Raw genomic sequence first — 18,600 nt, 5'->3', positions numbered from 1 at the left:
TCGGATTCATGAGGGAAGAGGTTGAAACATGGCAAAACCAGAATTGGCTTCAAATGAACCGGGCAAAAAAAGGTTCGCACGGCTTGCGAGCTTAATCCGTCGGATACCTACGCTTACACCCGGCTGGAAAGGAGCTTCCGTCGCGTTAGCCGCTATCGCTTGCTTAGTCATTTTTGTGCAAGGGTATCAATTTTTAGGGACGCGCGGCATCGGGGATTATTTGACCGGAACAGTCGTTTTCCTGCTGGCGATTGTCCTGATCACCGGCATCGTTGCCGGGGTGCTTCACTGGGCAAAAAAGCTGCCTTCACGTTTCGTGTGGCTGCTGCTCGCTTCATTTTGTCTGCTGTTCGTCAGCTTCATTGGCCCGATGCAGCTCATGGTCATCGTGTCGTTGTCGTTCATCGTCGCGTTTTCCTTGCTCGGCGGGATCATATACCGATGGATGCGCGGTTCGTACCGCGAAGCGAAGCGGCTTTCCAAGGTGACTGCCGGGGTCGTTGCGGCGGCGATGCTTGGCTTTATCGGCATCGGCGGGTATTGGCTGGTGGGCAATGGCAACGCGGAGCTGGCGAAGCCGTACCGGCTGAAGGAGATGAAGGCGGCGGACCGCTACCGGACGACGATGGCGAATCCGGCGCAGGAAGGAACGTATAAGGTCAAATCATTAACGTACGGCGGCGCGAACAGCTACCGTCAAGAGTTTAACGCGGAAGGCTCGCTCGTCACGAAACCGGTGGATGGATCGGCTTTTGTGCAGAACTGGTCTTCGCTCCGCACGAGCACGTTCGGGTTCGGACCGGATGCGATGGCGCTTAACGGGTTGGTATGGTACCCCGACGGCGAAGGGCTGTTCCCGATGGTCGTTGTCGTGCACGGCAACCATCTCGCGACCGATTATTCGGATCCCGGCTACGAATATCTCGGCAAGCTGCTGGCAAGCCGCGGGTATATCGTCGTCTCGATCGACGAAAATTTCCTGAACACGTCGCCGTATGACGACTTGTTCATGCTGAACGTGCCGGAGAAGGAAAATCCGGCGAGAGGCTGGCTGATGCTCGAGCATCTGAAAGTGTGGAACGAATGGAACAAAACGAAGGGCAACCCGTTCTACGGCAAAGCGGACATGAGCCGCATCGCGCTTATCGGTCACTCCCGCGGGGGCGAAGCAGTCACGGTCGCTGCCGCGTACAACAAGCTGCCGGCTTATCCGGAAGACGGGAACATCAAATTCAACTATAACTTCGGCATCCGCTCGGTCATTTCGATTGCCGGCACGGATGGGCAATACAAGCCTGCCGGGCGGGCGACGGTTTTGAAGGATTTGAATTACCTCGCCATTCAAGGCGCGCACGACATGGACGTCAACTCGTTCGACGGAGCCAGCCAGTACGGCAGGGTCGGCTTTACGGGCGGCAGCGATAATTTTAAAGCGTCGGTTTATATGTACGGGGCGAATCACGGTCAATTCAACACGGCTTGGGGGCGTTACGACGCAGCCGGACTCGGCAACAGGCTGTATAACACGGCTCAGCTCATGCCGCAGGAAGAGCAGCTGCAAGCGGCAAAGGTGCTGATTTCGTCCTTCCTCGATGCAACCTTGAACGGAAAAAGCGAATACCGCACCTTGTTCCAGGATCTCGGCTATGCGAGGGAGTGGCTGCCGGATACGATGTACGTCGGCAACTATTTGGACGCGCGGACGACGGTTATCAGCAGCTTCGACGAGGATATCGATCTCGGTACGACAACGTTGGCTGGGGGAAGATTGATCGGGGAGAATCTCAAGGAATGGAAAGAAGAGCCGGTTCAGATGAAATTCGCGCCCGTGGATTACAGCGCCGTTCGTCTCGGATGGGATCGCAAGGCAACGTCGGGTGGCGTTCCGGCGTACACCGTCGTTTTGCCGGGAGGCGGAATCGATGTGGGGGCCGGCGGCTCGATCGTCTTCGCGATGGCTGACCGGGACGATCAGAAGGAAGCGGCGGACACGAAGGAGGCGCTCGTCGACCTGACCGTGCAGGCCGTGGATAGGAGCGGCAACGTCGCGGCTCTGCCGCTGAGCAGTGCGGGGCAACTGCTGCCGATGCTCGAAGGCGACGTCGTCAAATGGCCTTTCAATTGGACGATGCCTACGAAGGAGCCGGTGTTCCAAAACTTCGCCTTCCGGCTGGCCGATTTCCGGAAGGCGAATCCGAAGTTCCAGCCGGATCGGCTGAGCGGGATCAGCTTCGTGTTCGACAAGACGGAGAAAGGGACAGTGTTGATCCGCGACATCGGCATCCGTGGCGAAGCCGCGGCAACCGGCTTGTGAGCGGGTTCGGCATCGATGCCGCGTAGGCATGGCGCCGCAGGTTCGGCGCCTAAAACCCGCCGTTTCCCTTAAGGAAACGCGGGTTTTCCGTTTTTGCCGGTGCGAACAGAAATTTTATTCTGAATTTCAGAAAGATTTTTCTTAAAAATTCGGGAGAAAAGGACGTTCGGGCGAAACTCAGAAATTATTTTCTTATTTTAGCCAAAAATTTCTGAATTTCAGAAAATCAATTCTGAACCTTAGGTGAATCAACAGTTTTCGCCGGGATTTTCAGAAATTCTATTCTGAAATTCAGAAAAAATTTTCTGAATAACCCAGAACATGAGCTTCTGCAAGTTAGTACCGCCAAATGCCCTCTTGTAAGGTAATTGAAAGATTAGTGAAAGTTGGTGGAAAGAATTCGCATATACAATGAAAGAGTCGGATCTGACAGTGAAGGATGAACCGAAATAGGAGCGATGAAGCGGGAGGGAGGAGATCATGAGACGTGAATGCGTATTTTTCGCGATGAAACGAAGTATCGGCATGAATATGTGTGTTTGTTCGCGATAAAACGAAGTGTACGAGCATGACGCCGCAAATTCCGCTGCTGAAGCGGATCAGAAAGAGAGGAGAAACTTACAAATGATAACGACGCCAACTTTGAAAAAAACAATGCTTTCGGCTTTGGCAGCCGTTACGGTCGCTTGCGCCGTCGTGCCGGCAGCAGCATCTGCCGACAGTCTGCCTCAAGAGAAGGCGGCGCCGGTCAAGAGCGCTGCCGCGCTGGACGAAAAGGACATAGAAGCGTTTGCCGACGCGTTTTTCAAACGCCCGGATATTCAGGCATTGGGGGTGCCCGGAGCGCTGTTCGTCGTCGTCAAAGACGGCAAAGTGCTGCTGCAGAAAGGCTTCGGCTACGCCAACGCAGAGGCCAAGCAACCGGTAGACCCGGACAAAACGGTATTCCGCATCGCCTCCGTCTCCAAAGTATTTGCGGCTACGGCGGTGATGCAGCTTGTCGAGCAAGGCAAGATCGACCTGAAGCAAGACGTCCAGCAATACATGGGTGACGTCAAGCTGAAGAACAATACAGGCTCGCCGCTGACGATGGAGCATCTGCTCACGCATACGACCGGCTTTGACGTCGTAGATCCGCCGCCGGGCGACATGATCACGGGCGATTTGACCGCCGTTACGGCGCTCAAAGATTACATCGTCAAGACGATGCCGACGGTCGTGCATAAACCGGGCGAAGTGTACAAATACGATAATTTCGCCTCGATGCTGCAAGGCTATATTGTCGAGCAAGTATCGGGCAAGCCGTTTCACCAATACGTGAACGACCATATTTTCAAGCCGCTCGGCATGAATGACAGCCATTTTGTTTTGACGCCGGATATGCAATCGAGTCTCGCCACCGGATACAACGAAAGAAATCAACCGATTCCGCCGTACAACACGATCCCGACCGATATGCCCCAAGGCAGCATGGTGACGACGGGAAGCGACATGGCCAAGTTCATGCTTGCGCAACTAAATGAAGGAAAGCTCGGCGAGGCACGCATTCTCCGCGAAGAAACCGTCAAGGACATGCAAAGCGTGCATAAGGCGATTCATCCGAAGGTGCCGACGATGACGTACGGGTTCGAGTTCGCTTTTCACCACAAATTCAATAACCAGTACGTGATTGGAAAAGGGGGCAGCATTCCCGGCTTCAACTCTTGGATGTGGCTGCTTCCCGAGCAGAACGTAGGCGGTTTTATCGTGTACAACAGTAGCTCCGATTTGCGGAATCGCCTGTTCGAGGAGTTTATGGATCGGTATTATCCAGCCGAACGGCAGAAGACGTACTTACAGCCGGCGAAAAGCCAGTTGGCTCGGTTCGAAGGCACATACCGGGATTTGCGGATCAGCTACTTGACGACGCGCATTACAGCACAGGAGGGTACACTCGTGCTGGAAGACTTGATGGGCAAGCATACGCTTAAACAGGTCGATCCGCTGCTGTTCGAGGATGAGCAGGGAAGTCCCGTAGCGTTTCAAGAGAACAAGGACGGGACGATCAGGTTCTTATTCTCTAAAACGAACCCGGCGGCGTGGTCGGAGAAGCTGCCTGTGCCCGATCGATTCGCTGATGTCGGCAAGGACCATCCCTATGCCGCATTTATTGACGGCTTGCACTTGCTCGACGTCGTTCAAGCTGGGCAGGACGGCAAGTTCCGGCCAGACGAGCCGATCACGCGCGCCGAATTTGCAGTCTGGCTCGTCAACTGGCTGGGGGCTGTTCCTGCGAAAGGGCCATCTGCATTCAAGGACACGGCGGACGATCCGGATGCGGGCAAAATCACAACGGCGTTCGATATGGGGGTTGTTACAGGCACGGAAAAAGGCTTGTTCGAACCGGACCGTCCGATCATGCGCCAAGAAGCGGCCGTTATGGCTTCGCGGCTTTCGATGCTGCTTGGGCATTCGCCCAAGGAAGCGAAGCTGGCCGGCGAAACCGATAACTGGGCGGCGGACGCTGTGCGCAATATCGTCGGCCACGGGTTCTACGGTCCGGAAGTGACACCGTCCGCGGACGGCACCGTCGATTACCGGTCCAAGCATATCATGACGCGCCAGGAAGCGGCTGCAGCGCTGTACCGCCTAGGAACGGCAAGCTTGCAGTTGCCGGGTTCCGCTTCCGAGGAGAAGGCGAACTAGAACCGCCGGGCGGAAGAGGATTGCAGGAGGCGCACAAAAACTTAGAAGTTATGAACCGGAAACGAACGGCACTTTCAACGTGCCTCGCGACGTTGATCCGGTTCTTTTTTTGCTTCAAAAATTTATTCTGAATTTCAGAAACATTTTTCTGAAAAAAACGGGGAAAAAGCGGGCTCGAGGCGATAGTCAGAAAATGATTTCTGAATGTCAGCCAAAAATTTCTGAGTTTCAGAAAATAACTTCTGAATCTCGCGATTTCCTGCGGTTCCCCTCCGAAAATCAGAAAATCCTTTCTGGAATTCAGCCAAAAAATTCTTAATCTATCGTGCGAAACGATCCAAACAATTGCAGGATAAACCAACTGATTATGGAATATGGTATGTACGATTCAGTTCTGGAGGTGCTTTGAAATGAAAGGATACATTGTAAAACTGAGCGACGGCACATATTTCAGCGCAATTTCGAGAAATAAAAGAACGAAGGAGTTGACCGAGGCGACCGTATTTCCCCATCAGGAGCACGAGCAGATCACAAGCCCCGGCTGGAATATTTCCATGCTTATCCTAGAAGAAGCGAAGGACAAGTTGCCTGAGCTCATTGAAGTGGACTATGAACTTACTATTTCTCTAGCAACCCCATAGTTAACTGGAGCGAAAATCGTCCATAAAACGATGAAAATCAAACCCTTTAGCGAAACGGGAAAGCCAGTCCTCGGTCACGAATTTCAAATGATTGGTTTCGGTGTCCAGAATAGCCAAGCTGCCGGGCTGTACTCTTCGGTTCTCGTCCCTGCGTAACGGTGGCACCAGGATATTCAGTCCAAGATACGTTGTGAAGCCGAAGCTTGCCGGGCCGTTCATATGATGGTAATGTCCCGAAATCAAATATTTTGGCTCGATTCGGTGGATTAAGTTCTTAATGAGGGATGATCCCTGGTTTCTCCCCTAAAATTCTTGGCGATTCCATAAGGAGCGTCGTGCGTGACCGGAATATCGATGGAACGGGGCTGAAGGCTCATTAGATTCTCATATGCGTGAGGATCGATGGAATGCTGCTTCGATGTTGGCGTCTCAATTCCGCCTAAAAAAGCAATGTTCAATCCATGATGGTGCAAAATCGCACCGTCCGTCGCATAATACAGCAGATCGAACGGATCGACCGGCACAAAATCACGCTGTACTGCCGACCTTCGCGAATGCAGCCAATGAAAATCCTCATGATTGCCGCGGATAAAATAAACCCGGTCGATCATGTGATTCCGCAAGTGCCGAATATGATCGGCGATTTCTCCTTCGGCATGTAGATATCGACTAAAATCCAGCTCTGTCGGATCTTCCATAACAAATCGAGAAGCTCTCATCGTTTCATCCGGCACGGGAAAAGCACCGAGATCCCCAACTTGAACGATCAAATCCAGCTTCTCCCGTTCGATTTGCTGCCAAGCAGCAAGTACGGCCAGCATGTGGAACATCCTGCCGTGAATATCGCCTACGAAGCCTATTTTCAAATGCGTCTCCTCCTTTCTAAACTATATCCTGATCATACGATATTTCCCGGTACTAAACATGATAAAAAATGACACGAACCAGAAACGGTCCGATGGTAAAATAATACTAACCAAATAAACGATGAGGTGGGGCTATTGAGTGAGCCGATGCGAAAGCACCTAGGCGCTAGGCGTTTCCCTGCGGATACGGATAACCATAAGCCGCAGGCTGTGCCTTTCGCGCTAAAATTAGTTCAACGCGGTATTCTTGCAAGTGTCCATGAGGTAAGTCGAGAGGGGAGTATCAGCAAAATGACGGATAGCAACGTAAAATATTGTTCGCAAGTACTGATCGTAAGCAACATGGAAGAGACGCAGCAGTTTTATAGCGAAAAATTAGGCTTTACGATTGAAGGCCAGTTTGTCGAGCGCGGGGGAGCGAGCTTCTTATTGAAGCAGGCCGATGCATCGAATGCGAATGCGATCCGGCCGAGCCATCAGGTCGGAGTTCCGCTCGATACGTACATTTGGGTGAATGACGTGAATGTTCTTTACGAGGAATTTGAATCGGCCGGCGTTCCAATCCTGTTCGGTCCGGTGGATATGGAATACGGCATGAGAGATCTGTTGATCAGCGATAACAATGGCTACAGGCTGTGCTTTGGCGCTCCTATCGCGGCGAAGTAGAGTAGAATAGAAGAATGAAGGAATGGAAACGGAGGCGTCAGATTCTAATCTGGCGTTTTTTACGTTCAAATTGTTAGTTTCTATCAAAAAAGTTGCAACTAAACCCACGATGATTGCGTTCTATGATATAGTTGAAGACATATCGAAAGTTGTCAAATTACGCTGTCGAATCATGGAGGTCGGGTATTTGCATCATGAGGGAGGGGATGGAATGAATAATAAGAACAAACAGCGTCGGATTTGGCCCATTTTAACGTTCTTCTGTTTCTTTTTCCTGCCGGTTCAACACGTGGAAGCCGGTTTTTTCGACCGTGTCAAAGATATTTATAGCGCCCCGGACAAACTGGATGAGCTGCGCAGTCAATACGAGGAAACGATGAAGTCGCTCACGGAGCAGCAGCAGAAGCTGGAGGAAGCCAGTCTGACGATGGACAAATACGCCGCAGAGCAGCAGCAGCTTATGGAGGAGAACAACCGCTTTCGGCAGCAGAACGAGGCGCTGCTTGCGCAGAACGCACAGCTGACGCAGCGTATGGAGCAATTGGAGAAGGAAGAGGCGGACAAAAAAAGCATGTACCGCAAGTGGATCACGGTATTGACCACGGCGGTCGCGCTTGTGGCGGGCTACATCCTGTCGATCCGCATCTGGCGGTATGCGGTGTGGCGCAGGCAGAAGCAGCTGGGAAGAGGCGTATAACATGCAAATCGTGACGCCGCCCAATGTTGGCCATGTACATATATCGCTCGAAAACAGCGATGTCCTGCATTTGCTTCATCCCAAAACGCTGCTTGCTTACCAGGGCGATCCGCGCAACCGCGAGGACAAGCTGATGGATCTAGGGGGCATGTACCGTAAGAAAAAGCTGGTCCGCTCGCGCATTCAAGGGCCGACCGAGCTGATCGTCGGCCTACCGCCAAGCTTCTTACTCGAATCGGTCGATATTCCCGAGGACAGCGATTTGCTATTCGATTTCCGCCATGTGCTCTTTTATACGGACGGCCTCACGATGAAAAGCAAAGTGCAGAAGATCAAGAACGTATGGATCACGCGCGAATGGGTTCGCATGAAATTTACAGGGCCGGGCCGGCTCGGGTTGATTACCTCCGGTGCGCTGGCGACGCTGCAGCTCGATCCCGAGCGCCCTTTGTTCGTCGAAGCCGGATCGCTCGTCGCTTATCCCGAGAATGCCAAGATCAAGCTGTCCGTTTACGGCAATCAGCTGGCAAGCCAGCATATGAACGTGCAGTGGGAAATGACGGGGAAGGGCCCGGTCTTGATGCAAACCGGCTTCCGCGATCCACAGCTCGACGAGCAAATCCACAAAGACGGCATCGTGCGCAGAACGCTCCGCGAGCTATTGCCTTTCGGCGGCGTCTATATCCGGTGATGGCACAAGGCGAACCATAACAATGAAGGCAGGCTGCTTCGGCAGCCTTTTTTTTCGTGTAAAAAATAGGAAGGGATATTTCGTGCCTACCGAGAATGTTAGAATTGAGAATTTTTTTTTTCTAAAAAATTGGATTACATCATGATAGATTTTCGCCTCCCATGGTATCCATAGCAAGCGATATACGAGATGAGGTGTGTACCGTGCGGCTTAATATGTCCGACGAAAACGAAGTCATGGATCATGGAGAGGATATTCCGCAGGAACAATTAGTGGAACGCGCACGGTCGGGCGACCGGGAGGCGTTCGGCGAGCTTGTGCGAAGGCATCGCGCGCAGGCGCTCGGATGGGCTTCTTCGATAGCCAGCGATGCGAGCTTGGCGGAGGATATCGTGCAAGATGCGCTGATTCGTGCGTTTCTCCACATGAGCACGCTGCTGAATACGAGCCGATTCATGCCTTGGCTGAAACAAATCGTGCGCAATCAGGCGTATATGCGGCTACGGCGCGGCGGGCAACATGGGAGGGAGCAGCCGTTTACCAGTCTGGAAACTTCGGCCGTTTCTTGGGATCAAGTCGATTGGCGGAACATCGACAGCATCCTGTTCCATGTCAGCAGGTCGGTGTCGGAACGAGGACGGGAGCAGGACCCTTCGGCGGTTATGATGCGCAAGGAAATCATCGACAATATTCGTGCATTGCTGCACTGTCTAAGTCAGAGGGAAAGGGCGATTTTTGAGGCGCATTTTTTTCGTCACTTGTCCATTCAAGACATTGCCGATCAGTTGGGCACGCCTAAGGCAAATGTGTACAACCATCTCTCGCGTTCGCGGAAAAAAGTGCAGAAGGAGCGGATCAAAGTTTATTTTGCCGATTATGCAAAAAGAAGGGCGCAGGAGAAGCTTCCTGTCCGAAACGTGCTCACGGTACCCTTTGAACTGTAACGATCGAAAAGGAGGAGACGGCAAGTGGCGACGAGAAGCTCGAGCCCCGTCTTGTTGACTTGGACGCAAGCGGCGCAAACCGTGTATGGGATTTTGCGGTATACGGATAAAAAGGACATGTTCAGCATAGCCGATGTGATGGGATATTCCGGTCATGCTTTTCGGATTACGATTGACCGGCTAACGGTAAATCCGGCAGCGCCGACCGTGTATTCGCCTTACGATTTAATGGGCCGAGCCTTTGAATTATTCGGATTTAAGGTGGAAGAAGTCGGAATTCCCGCACCGGCTGCTCCGGAGCAACTGGAGCAGTTCATTTCGTTCGTTCAGGCAAGCATCGACAAAGGACTTCCGGTGACCGGATGGGATTTGTTCATCCCGGAATTCGGAATTATCTATGGCTACGATCACGAGCGGCAGGAGCTTTATGCGCGGGATGTCGAAAAAGACGGCGCCGTTGCGTACAGCGAACTCAACAACAGAAGGTACAACTTTCTCCATGCCATGGCGATTTCCGATTCGCAGCCGGTTGAGCATCTGTCTATCCTCAGAAAGTCCCTGGAGCGAAGCATCGCGTTCAGTAAAGGAGAGCTTCAAAAGCCGGATCACGAACCTTTCCGAAACGGGCTGGCCGGATATGATGCTTGGATCGAAGCTTTTGGCAACGGGAAAATCGATGTAGTGGGGAACGCCTACAATCTAGCCATCATCGCGGATGCAAGGGAGTTTGCGGTCAAGTTTTTGGGCGGCTTCCGCGATAAATGGAAAGAACCGACGGCAATTGAACGACGACTGATTGTGCTGGCTACCGAAGCCGCTTTGCATTACGGGGAAGTCGCGGATGCGCTCGGCCGGATGAGGTCGATGTTTCCTTTCCCTCATGGCGGTGAACCGAACGATCCAGAGCAGGCGGGCCGGGCAATCGGCTTGATCCGCACGGCGAAGGCCGCGGAAATACGCGGGATCGAGGTTTTGGAACGTATGTTGGAGGAATTAATGGTGCAAAAGGAGTTAAAGGAGAAAGAGGAGGAAAATCAATCATGAAAATAGCTGCTCAATCCGTCATCGAGAATCGAATCGCGGAGGTGTGTATCAAAGTCGGAGATTATCCGAAGGTCGAGCCTTTTTACAAGGATTTCCTCGGATTGCCTCTTGCTTGGGGAAACGGCGAATGTATCGGATACTTCGACATGCAAGGGACGGGAATCCTCATCGTCCAGGATGATAAAAGGAATCCTGCATCGCCAGAAAGTAAATTCGCGATTGACGCCAAGGATATCGATGCGGCTTATGCCTTGATGAGCGAAGCTGGCGTAGCCGTAAGCGAAATTGTGACCCATGGCAATGGGCAGCGGCAGTTCAATATTGCGGATCCGGAAGGCAATGTGATCACCCTTATCAAATATAAGTGAAGCCATTTTACGGGTGCAAGGAAGATCCCAGGGCACAACAATGCAAAAACCATCGCATAGGCTGCGATGGTTTTTTTGACGGGGTCATTCATCGTGAGAGGGCTTCGACCAAAGCTTTTGCTCCGCTCGAATGCTTTGTTATTTTGCCGGATTAACCTTGTTGGACCGCGCTCGGATCCATGTAAAAGACTTCCCAAATATGACCGTCGAGATCCTGGAAGCTGCGTTGGTACATGAAGCCGTGATCCATCGCTTCTTTCGGCTCCGTTCCGCCTGCGGCAATGGCCGAACCCACGATTTCATCGACCTTTTCCCGGCTGTCGGTGGAAAGCGCGACCAGCACCTCCGTCGTTTTCGTTGCGTCAGCGATTTCTTTGTTGATAAACGTCCGGAAGAAATCCTGGGCCAGCAGCATCGCGAACATGTTGTCTCCGATTACCATGCAGGCTGCATTTTCGTCGGTAAACTGCGGGTTGAACTCAAAGCCGATTTTTCCGAAAAACGTCTTCGTTGCATTCAGATCTTTCACCGGTAAATTCACAAAAATTTGATTCGCGCGGGTTGTCATTGGCATATCACCTCATAAGTTTATTTGTTTTAGGGCCAAACCGGACTACTCGGTTCGACTTCATGATGATAATATACCCCAATAGGAATATTCCTGTCAAGGAATGAAAGAGATATTTTTGTTAAGGATATCATCGCAACAATAACGATTCAGATACGTCTAAAAGACAGCTGAATGACGAAAGGGGTAAAGTTATGAGCGCCTATCTGCAATCTGGCGTTGTCATGCTGCTACTGGCCGGAGTCGGATTATGGTTTGTTCGAAGCTCCAAATCTATTCCTTCCAACAAACTTCTGCGGTGGATAGGTTATGGACTTATTGCGATAACATTGTTTCTCCTTGTAGTGGGAGCATTGCAGTGTTTTGACGATTTCACCCATAGTCGCGGACATTAGGGTTGTCCGCGGGTAAAAGTCGGATTCATTACGAATTCGGCTTTTTTTTCTGTTGCCAAAATTTGATTTTTAGATTACTCTGTATTTCAGAGTAATCTATTTCGGTATGAATTAGGGGGTCAAACTTTTGCAAACCGTAATCGAATTGGAAAACGTACGCAAACAATACGGACAGAAGGTAGCGCTTGAATCGATGACGATGCAAGTGTACAAAGGCGAGATTTTTGGCATCGTCGGCCCGAACGGGGCCGGTAAAACGACGATGATCGAAATCATCGAAGGACTGCGCTCGGCTGACGGCGGAACGGCGAAGGTGCTGGGCAAGGACATCCGCACTCATGCGCACGAGATTAAGCAGCGGATCGGCGTATTGCTGCAATCGACTTCCATTCCGCAGAAGGCGAAGGTCAAGGAAGTGTTCCGGCTGTTCTCGTCCTTCTACGAGAAGACGGTCGACATCGGAAAGCTAAGCGCATTTCTAGGTCTTACGGATAAGCAGAACGAGTATGTCAAATCGTTGTCCGGCGGATGGAAGCAGCGGGTTTCACTGGCGTTGTCGCTGATCAACGATCCGGAAATCGTATTTCTCGACGAGCCGAGCATGGGTCTTGACCCGAATGCGCGCCAGCAAATGTGGTCCATTATCCACAAGCTAAGAGACGAGGGACGGACGATCGTTGTCACGACGCACTACATGGAGGAGGCGGAAACGCTGTGTGACCGGGTGGCCGTTATTAGCAGCGGGCGGCTCATCGCGCTTGATTCGCCGAAGAAGCTCGTGGCTGGGGTCGGGGGGACGAAAAAAATCTGCTTCAAAAACAGCGGGCAAACGACCCAACAACAACTGGCCGCGATTCCTCACGTCGCCCAAGTCGAATGGCAACCAGGATGGATCAAGCTGCACACGGACAATATGGATTTGACGCTGAAGCATTTGTTCCGGGTAGCAGCCGAAGACGATTGGATCGTCAGCGAGCTGCGGTTGGAGGACGCGTCGATGAACGACGTGTTCAGCGAATTAACGATGCAGGAAGGAAAGGTGGTCGTATGAGTACTTATTTTCGATTGATCGCTTTTGATATGAAGCTGTATTTGCGGGATTTCCTGACGCTGTTCTGGGTGCTTGTGTACCCCGTGCTAATGCTCGTCATATTCGGCTCGATGTTCGGCGACAAAGAAGGCTTATTGTCGGGCACACGTTATATCGACGCTTATGTGGCGGCGTTGTGCGCGATGAATGTCGTATCCGTGTCGGTGTTCACGCTCAACATCAACATGATCACGCAGCGGGAAAGCGGCGTGTTGCGGCGTTTCCGCGTAAGTCCCGTTCCGAAAGCGGCGGTGCTCGCCTCGCATGCGGCGCAAGGCGTGTTCTTGGTGCTTGCCGGGGCACTCGAAATTATCGTCGTGGCGAAGCTGATGTGGGACATTCAGCTGTCGTTTGCTTCCCTTGCGATGATGCTCGCATGCATGCTGTTCGGCTGCATCGGCTTTTTCAGCCTAGGGTTTGCGATGTCCGGCCTTACGAAAACGCCCGGCGCGGCAAGCGGCTTAGCGATGGCCGTATTCTTCCCGATGCTGTTCCTATCCGGGGTGGCGATGCCGGTGAACATCTTGCCGCAGTTCATGCAAACGATTAGCCAGTGGCTGCCGATGACTTATTTTGTCGAGCTCGTCCAAGGGGTGTGGCTTGGCCAATCGTTATCGTCTTATGGACTTGAGCTCGCGGTTCTCGGCGGTTTTGCGATCCTGTGCGCTGTGCTTGCTTTTCTTCTTTTCCGGTGGGAGAATTAGAATAAGGAAGTATTAAGGGGGAGTTTCGTTGAACAGGAAGCAAGACGAGACGGTTCTGGCTGCACGGGAGCCCCAGCGGGCGCTGCAGGACATTGAATTCATTAAACAATTGATCGCCAAAAATCAGCGAAAGCTGGATCAATCTCCTCCGTTTTTGCTCATCTGGGGCGTGTACATGACGGCCGGCTTTATCGGCATGCACTTCAACCATACGGAATGGCCGATGTGGTTCTGGCCGATCGGCAGCATCGTCGGAAGCATCCTGACCGCGGTAGTCGGCATTCGGCAAAACCGAAAGACACCTGTCCGCGAGGGCGGGTCGTACGGGTGGATGTTCTGGCTGCCGTTCCTCGCGCTGCTGCTGTCGGGAACGTTTATGATGGCGACCGGGATCATAAGGGTAGAGTATATATCTTTGTTCTGGCTGATGCTGATTGGAATCGCTTACGTTGCGATGGCTCCGCTGCTTGGCAAAGGTCCTGTCTTCTTAGGCTGCTGGTTTATCGTACTCGCCATCATCACCCGGCTGTTCCTGATGGACTACCAATTCCTCGTTATGGGTTTGCTGGGCGGAGGCAGCTTCTTCGTAACGGCGTTGTTACTGGATCGGCGGAGGAAAAAGCATGGCTGACAACATCTTGGATGCCATTGACGATACGATTCACGCCAAGGCCCGTCTTGGCATCATGAGCCTGCTGGCGGTCAACGGGGAGTGCGACTTCGGCTTTTTGCGCGGGGAGCTTCAGCTCACGGAAGGCAACCTGGGAAACCATATCCGCGTTCTGGAGGAAGCCGGGTATATCGAGGTGACTAAAACATTTGTGGGAAAACGACCGAAGACGTTATGCAAGGCAACGGAGCTTGGCATGCAAATGTTCCGGCAGTACATCGAAGGGCTGGAGAAAATCATTCGCATGGCGCAGGCGGCAAGCCAGAAGCAGGAGGAGTGAAAGAGAGAAGGGCTGCTAGTGGTAGCAGCTTTCTTTTTTTATTTAAGGAGTTTTCTACGAAATGTTCAAAGCGAATAGGTGCTAAGATTATTTATAATAAAAGACTTCTAGGGGGCTTAGCTATGATAATGACCCGCGAGACGATTATAAAAGGAATTATTTCAGGTCTTGGAAACGAAGATTATATGTTAGCTATTTGGCTGGAGGGCTCGGATGGCACTAAAAGTTTGGACGAGTATTCCGATATCGATTTGGTATGCTATACCAAAGAAGGCTTCATAGACGATGCGTTGACGCGACTGGATGATTGTATAAGTCGGTTGGGGCAAGTGGATATCGCCTATGAACAACCTGACCGGCCCGCCAATAACCGCTATAAGGTATACCACCTGCAAAATACATCAGATCATCTACTCATTGACGTGACGATCCAAAGCGAAAGTGTTCCTGTTTCATTCATGAAAGAAGATACAACCGTCGTGCCGGTCGTATTAATGGATAAGGCGGGTATAGTAAAATATCAAAACGCGGAACAAGCGTCACATCTTTCCCTGCTACGATCCCAATTAGCACGGGCCCAGGGCATTTACAGCCAGAAAAGCCGTGCGGTGAAATATACGAAACGCGGTCTCTTCTTAGAGTCGTTGATATATTATCAAAAATATGTTTTGAATCCGCTCGTGGATGTGCTTCGGATCATCCATACACCGTTTCAGGCGGACTGTTTTTTGGTGCATGCGTCCCGGGATCTTCCTGCCGATGTGGTGTTGGCGCTGGAGAATCTTTATGGTGTGCAGACCGTGCAAGATATTGAAGAACGCTTTCATTCGGCAGACGAAATGTTCCATAAAGCGGTAGCAGAGGCTAACGTTATGCTCTCCCGGTTGGAGTCTTGACGAACAGACACGCCTATATCGATGGAATGGATCCAAATGATTTTGTACCTGTCATGCTATACTAGACAAAGGAGGTGTCAACGGATGAGCAAAATACTAGTGTTGGGCGGGACCCGATTTTTCGGCAAAAGGCTTGTGGAGCAGTTGATACGCGAAGGGGAAGACGTCACGATCCTGACAAGGGGGAATCAAGCGGACCCGTTCGGCGCCGCGGTGACAAGGCTGCAGGCCGACCGGACCGACCCGGCTGCAATGCGGAGCGCGTTGGGTGATGAGAAGTATGATGTCGTCTACGACAACATCATGTTCACGCCGCAGGAGGCGGAGGAAGCGGTGGAATTGTTCGCGGGGCGGACGGGGAAATTTATCGCGACGTCCACGCTGGCGGTGTATCCGTTCGGCGCTTCGCCGAGAACGGAGGGCGACTTCGATCCATACTCGTATGCGCTTCCAGAGTCGTATCCGCCGAAGGTGGATTATGGTCTCGGCAAGCAGCTGGTCGAGGCGGTACTGTTTCAAAAAGCGCCGTTTGCCGTCGCCGCGGTCCGGTTTCCGATCGTGCTCGGGCTTGACGATTATACGAGGCGGCTTCATTTTCATATTGAGCATGTACAGCAAAATTTGCCGCTAGGCATCCCGCACCCGGAAGCGCTATTATCCTTCATTCGTTCCGATGAAGCGGCATCGTTCCTGGCATGGTTAGGCCGTTCGGAGCTTGAGGGGCCGGTTAACGCCAGCTCATACGGGGAAATATCGACAGGGGAAATCGTTTCGCTCATTTCGCAGGCAACCGGCAAGCAGGCTGTCGTTCTCCCGGAAACGGCCAAGGAGCATCGGTCGCCGTTTGCGCTACCCGGTTCGTGGTATATGGACACGTCCAAAGCCGGCAACGCAGGGTTCGAATTTCTGCATTTGAGGGATTGGCTGCCAAAGCTGATTCAAGAGATTGCCGCTACCGCTACATAGTTGAAAGCCCGATGTTCCTTTTCGGCAAGGAGCTTCGGGCTTTTTTTGACTATGATAATGTGAGGTTCAATCCGTTCGATCAGAAGCGTTTCTTAATATGATGGAGGGTCCGGTTTAGCGGTAAAGTACAGGGCAAGCCCTCATTTTTGAGGTGGTAGAAATCAGCTCTTCTTGTTTTTACTATGGAAGAACGAAGTCGTTCCTCCCATTGTATTTTGTACAATGGATGAGGGCTTGGTGCAATTTTTTATTCATTCTATTGTATTTTGTACAATCAAAATTATCCTACTGGTTGTTTTAAGGGGAATTGTGCGATTTTGATTGCAAAATTTGCAATGGGCTGCCTTGTTTTTCGAGAATTTTTAGGTTTCTATTGCACGTATTACAATGAGTTGTTCATGAGTGCCCGGGGGACGCGGCGATTGGACTTGAGGATCGGCGCGGCCCACCAGCGCGGCCCGCCAGCGCGGCCCGACAGCGCAGCCCATCAGCGTGGCCCGACAGCGCGGCTCACCAGCGCATACGCTCGCGAAGCGAAGTAATGTGCGCGGTGTGGTGCTTGCCGTGCCAGGAGTATGTTCCCGCCATGTTCGCAAGGTCGACGATGCCGGATTGCGGATGGCGGAACGCGCGGTTCCAATCCGTCTCGGACAAGCTGCGGAGCAGGGCGGTCCAGCGCTCATGCAGCGAATCGAGCAAACGGAGCGAAACTTCCGGAGCCAAGGTGCGAGAATCATTCAGCTCGGCCCACAGCACTTCTTCGTAAGGCTTAATCGTCGGAACCTCCTCGGTCAGAGCCAGCCTCAACCGGATGAAGGCATTCATATGGCTGTCGGTGACATGGTGGACAACTTGCCGCACCGTCCAGCCGCCCGGGCGATATGCCGTGCCCAACTGCTCCTCGTTCAACCCTTCGATGGCTTGGCGCAGTTGTCCCGGCAGCAGCCCGATGTCTTGAATCCACGCTTCCCGCCGTTCCTTTACAATTCCCTCGCTACGTTCGAACTTACCTATCGGATAACGCAACATGTCGATCATCCTCATCAGACCTCCCAGACTCGTAAAAGTTGTGTATAATATACCATAACTATGACTATCGCAATTATCGATAATAATCGATCGAAACCATTACGAATATTGATCGTACAGAACACACGGAGGGGGGAAGAGACATGGATATTCAATACTACATCACGTTCCGGGAAGTGGCGCGGTGCCTCAATTTCACCCATGCCGCCGAACGGCTCGGCTATGCGCAATCCAGCGTGACCGTCCAAATTCAGAAGCTGGAGAAGCTGTACGGCAAAACGCTGTTCGAGCGAATGGGCAAATCGATGGCATTGACGCCGGACGGCATCAAGCTGCTTGATTACGCGAATCGGATCGTCGAATCGTTCCATCTGTCGAAGGAGGCGCTGGCCGGCGAAACGGCCGGAAGTCTGCGCATCGGCACGATCGAAACGCTGGCTGCTTTTTTCCTGCCCCCTTATTTGCGGGCTTTCCGCAGCGAGTATGCTCATACGAACTTGGCATTGTTCCCGTCCAATGAAGATGAAGTAATCAAAAACGTCAAAAACGGTGCACTGGACGTAGGCATCATTCTGGACCCGCCGTATTCCGATGCGGAGCTGCTGACGATACCGATCCGAAGAGAACCGCTTGTCGTCATCTCCAGCCCGGAGCATCCCTTCAGCAAGATCAAGGAGCTGCAGCTCAGCGACCTGCAGGATCAATCGATCATTCTGACGGAGGTCGGCTGCACGTACCGCGCGGCATTGGAACGATCGCTTGCGAACGGGCAGATTGCCGTACGCGTCGTATCCGAGCTTGGCAGCATCGAAGCGATCAAGCAATGCGTCATGATCGGACTCGGAGCCGCGCTCATTCCGCAAATAACGGTTCAAGCCGAGCTCGATAAAGGGGTTTTGACGGCTTGCACCTTGAAGGAAGGGCTCATTTCTCCTTTTTATTCCCAAATCGTCATGCACAAAAATAAATTCGTATCGGCGCCGCTCAAGCATTTCATTTCGCTGCTAACCGATGAATCCTAACCGTCTCGGCTCCGATCATCATCAAACCGGTCTTCTAATGGAGAAAGCCGGTTTTTTTGCTCGG

General features: G+C 52.2%; 20 protein-coding genes. 16 read left to right on the top strand and 4 right to left on the bottom strand.

The genetic code is table 11. From position 1 onward, the window contains the following. Positions 1–28 precede the first annotated feature (28 nt). From AC0LWM_RS05915 to AC0LWM_RS05905, 3 genes are all read left to right on the top strand, one after another. Entirely contained in the window at positions 29–2,314 is a 2,286-nt protein-coding gene (locus AC0LWM_RS05915; protein ID WP_474673987.1) for an MFS transporter, read from the top strand. 624 nt (positions 2,315–2,938) lie between these two features. Beyond that, positions 2,939–4,999, top strand: coding sequence for a serine hydrolase domain-containing protein (locus AC0LWM_RS05910; protein WP_474673986.1), 2,061 nt, complete (start codon positions 2,939–2,941; stop codon positions 4,997–4,999). A 410-nt stretch (positions 5,000–5,409) separates the two neighbouring features. Next, positions 5,410–5,640 (top strand): hypothetical protein, encoded by a 231-nt coding sequence (locus AC0LWM_RS05905; RefSeq protein ID WP_474673985.1) that lies wholly within the window; start codon positions 5,410–5,412, stop codon positions 5,638–5,640. Here AC0LWM_RS05905 and AC0LWM_RS05900 read toward each other — a convergent pair whose 3' ends face one another. After that, complete coding sequence (locus AC0LWM_RS05900; protein WP_474673984.1) at positions 5,641–5,859, bottom strand: hypothetical protein; 219 nt, start codon at positions 5,857–5,859, stop codon at positions 5,641–5,643. Between the two features lie 47 nt (positions 5,860–5,906). Continuing rightward, positions 5,907–6,506, bottom strand: coding sequence for a metallophosphoesterase (locus AC0LWM_RS05895; protein WP_474673983.1), 600 nt, complete (start codon positions 6,504–6,506; stop codon positions 5,907–5,909). Between the two features lie 291 nt (positions 6,507–6,797). On the opposite strand from AC0LWM_RS05895, the gene AC0LWM_RS05890 reads away from it, so the two are divergent. The 6 genes from AC0LWM_RS05890 to AC0LWM_RS05865 all read left to right on the top strand — a co-directional run bounded on the left by AC0LWM_RS05890 (position 6,798) and on the right by AC0LWM_RS05865 (position 10,916). After that, a complete protein-coding gene (locus tag AC0LWM_RS05890; protein WP_474673982.1) occupies positions 6,798–7,172 on the top strand; it encodes a VOC family protein in 375 nt (124 codons plus the stop codon). A 211-nt stretch (positions 7,173–7,383) separates the two neighbouring features. Beyond that, positions 7,384–7,869, top strand: a complete 486-nt coding sequence (locus tag AC0LWM_RS05885; RefSeq protein ID WP_474673981.1) for a hypothetical protein — start codon at positions 7,384–7,386, stop codon at positions 7,867–7,869. Position 7,870: 1 nt separating this feature from the next. After that, positions 7,871–8,560 carry an AIM24 family protein gene (locus AC0LWM_RS05880; RefSeq protein ID WP_474673980.1) on the top strand — a complete coding sequence of 230 codons (690 nt, stop codon included), beginning with the start codon at positions 7,871–7,873 and terminating at the stop codon, positions 8,558–8,560. Between the two features lie 203 nt (positions 8,561–8,763). Next, entirely contained in the window at positions 8,764–9,504 is a 741-nt protein-coding gene (locus AC0LWM_RS05875) for an RNA polymerase sigma factor (protein ID WP_474673979.1), read from the top strand. A gap of 24 nt (positions 9,505–9,528) precedes the next feature. Beyond that, positions 9,529–10,548 (top strand): hypothetical protein, encoded by a 1,020-nt coding sequence (locus tag AC0LWM_RS05870; RefSeq protein WP_474673978.1) that lies wholly within the window; start codon positions 9,529–9,531, stop codon positions 10,546–10,548. Next, positions 10,545–10,916: a VOC family protein gene (locus AC0LWM_RS05865; RefSeq protein WP_474673977.1), complete on the top strand. Its 372-nt coding sequence runs from the start codon at positions 10,545–10,547 to the stop codon at positions 10,914–10,916. Before AC0LWM_RS05870 ends, AC0LWM_RS05865 begins: the two co-directional genes overlap by 4 nt. Positions 10,917–11,067: 151 nt before the next feature. Here the strand turns inward: AC0LWM_RS05865 and AC0LWM_RS05860 are convergent, their stop codons facing one another. Beyond that, positions 11,068–11,484, bottom strand: coding sequence for a VOC family protein (locus AC0LWM_RS05860; RefSeq protein ID WP_474673976.1), 417 nt, complete (start codon positions 11,482–11,484; stop codon positions 11,068–11,070). Positions 11,485–12,006: 522 nt separating this feature from the next. Between AC0LWM_RS05860 and AC0LWM_RS05855 the strand changes: the two genes are divergently transcribed. The 6 genes from AC0LWM_RS05855 to AC0LWM_RS05830 all read left to right on the top strand — a co-directional run bounded on the left by AC0LWM_RS05855 (position 12,007) and on the right by AC0LWM_RS05830 (position 16,485). Further along, entirely contained in the window at positions 12,007–12,930 is a 924-nt protein-coding gene (locus AC0LWM_RS05855; protein ID WP_474673975.1) for an ABC transporter ATP-binding protein, read from the top strand. Beyond that, the gene (locus AC0LWM_RS05850; RefSeq protein ID WP_474673973.1) at positions 12,927–13,673 is read left to right on the top strand and encodes an ABC transporter permease; all 747 of its coding nucleotides are present in this window, start codon (positions 12,927–12,929) and stop codon (positions 13,671–13,673) included. The genes AC0LWM_RS05855 and AC0LWM_RS05850 overlap by 4 nt, the downstream gene beginning before the upstream one ends. A 28-nt stretch (positions 13,674–13,701) precedes the next feature. Next, complete coding sequence (locus AC0LWM_RS05845) at positions 13,702–14,304, top strand: hypothetical protein (protein ID WP_474673972.1); 603 nt, start codon at positions 13,702–13,704, stop codon at positions 14,302–14,304. Further along, positions 14,297–14,623, top strand: a complete 327-nt coding sequence (locus AC0LWM_RS05840) for a winged helix-turn-helix domain-containing protein (RefSeq protein WP_474673971.1) — start codon at positions 14,297–14,299, stop codon at positions 14,621–14,623. The genes AC0LWM_RS05845 and AC0LWM_RS05840 overlap by 8 nt, the downstream gene beginning before the upstream one ends. Before the next feature lie 122 nt (positions 14,624–14,745). After that, complete coding sequence (locus tag AC0LWM_RS05835; RefSeq protein WP_474673970.1) at positions 14,746–15,519, top strand: aminoglycoside 6-adenylyltransferase; 774 nt, start codon at positions 14,746–14,748, stop codon at positions 15,517–15,519. An 84-nt stretch (positions 15,520–15,603) separates the two neighbouring features. Next, positions 15,604–16,485, top strand: a complete 882-nt coding sequence (locus tag AC0LWM_RS05830; RefSeq protein ID WP_474673969.1) for an NAD-dependent epimerase/dehydratase family protein — start codon at positions 15,604–15,606, stop codon at positions 16,483–16,485. 510 nt (positions 16,486–16,995) lie between these two features. Here the strand turns inward: AC0LWM_RS05830 and AC0LWM_RS05825 are convergent. Beyond that, positions 16,996–17,520 carry a YfiT family bacillithiol transferase gene (locus AC0LWM_RS05825; RefSeq protein WP_474674209.1) on the bottom strand — a complete coding sequence of 175 codons (525 nt, stop codon included), beginning with the start codon at positions 17,518–17,520 and terminating at the stop codon, positions 16,996–16,998. A gap of 137 nt (positions 17,521–17,657) precedes the next feature. Here AC0LWM_RS05825 and AC0LWM_RS05820 point away from each other — a divergent pair, with 137 nt between their 5' ends. Beyond that, on the top strand, positions 17,658–18,536 hold the full coding sequence (locus AC0LWM_RS05820; RefSeq protein ID WP_474673968.1) for a LysR family transcriptional regulator: 879 nt from the start codon (positions 17,658–17,660) through the stop codon (positions 18,534–18,536). Positions 18,537–18,600: the final 64 nt, after the last annotated feature.

The sequence above is a fragment of the Paenibacillus sp. sgz302148 genome, from assembly GCF_056120465.1.
Note: the sequence above shows the minus strand (reverse complement) of the source record. Positions and strands in the feature narration are given on the sequence as shown.

Coding starts and splice junctions, on each gene's coding strand:
- AC0LWM_RS05915 (WP_474673987.1), top strand. CDS start 29: ATGGCAAAACCAGAATTGGCTTCAAATGAACCGGGCAAAAAAAGGTTC.
- AC0LWM_RS05910 (WP_474673986.1), top strand. CDS start 2,939: ATGATAACGACGCCAACTTTGAAAAAAACAATGCTTTCGGCTTTGGCA.
- AC0LWM_RS05905 (WP_474673985.1), top strand. CDS start 5,410: ATGAAAGGATACATTGTAAAACTGAGCGACGGCACATATTTCAGCGCA.
- AC0LWM_RS05900 (WP_474673984.1), bottom strand. CDS start 5,859: ATGAACGGCCCGGCAAGCTTCGGCTTCACAACGTATCTTGGACTGAAT.
- AC0LWM_RS05890 (WP_474673982.1), top strand. CDS start 6,798: ATGACGGATAGCAACGTAAAATATTGTTCGCAAGTACTGATCGTAAGC.
- AC0LWM_RS05885 (WP_474673981.1), top strand. CDS start 7,384: ATGAATAATAAGAACAAACAGCGTCGGATTTGGCCCATTTTAACGTTC.
- AC0LWM_RS05880 (WP_474673980.1), top strand. CDS start 7,871: ATGCAAATCGTGACGCCGCCCAATGTTGGCCATGTACATATATCGCTC.
- AC0LWM_RS05865 (WP_474673977.1), top strand. CDS start 10,545: ATGAAAATAGCTGCTCAATCCGTCATCGAGAATCGAATCGCGGAGGTG.
- AC0LWM_RS05860 (WP_474673976.1), bottom strand. CDS start 11,484: ATGACAACCCGCGCGAATCAAATTTTTGTGAATTTACCGGTGAAAGAT.
- AC0LWM_RS05850 (WP_474673973.1), top strand. CDS start 12,927: ATGAGTACTTATTTTCGATTGATCGCTTTTGATATGAAGCTGTATTTG.
- AC0LWM_RS05840 (WP_474673971.1), top strand. CDS start 14,297: ATGGCTGACAACATCTTGGATGCCATTGACGATACGATTCACGCCAAG.
- AC0LWM_RS05835 (WP_474673970.1), top strand. CDS start 14,746: ATGATAATGACCCGCGAGACGATTATAAAAGGAATTATTTCAGGTCTT.
- AC0LWM_RS05830 (WP_474673969.1), top strand. CDS start 15,604: ATGAGCAAAATACTAGTGTTGGGCGGGACCCGATTTTTCGGCAAAAGG.
- AC0LWM_RS05820 (WP_474673968.1), top strand. CDS start 17,658: ATGGATATTCAATACTACATCACGTTCCGGGAAGTGGCGCGGTGCCTC.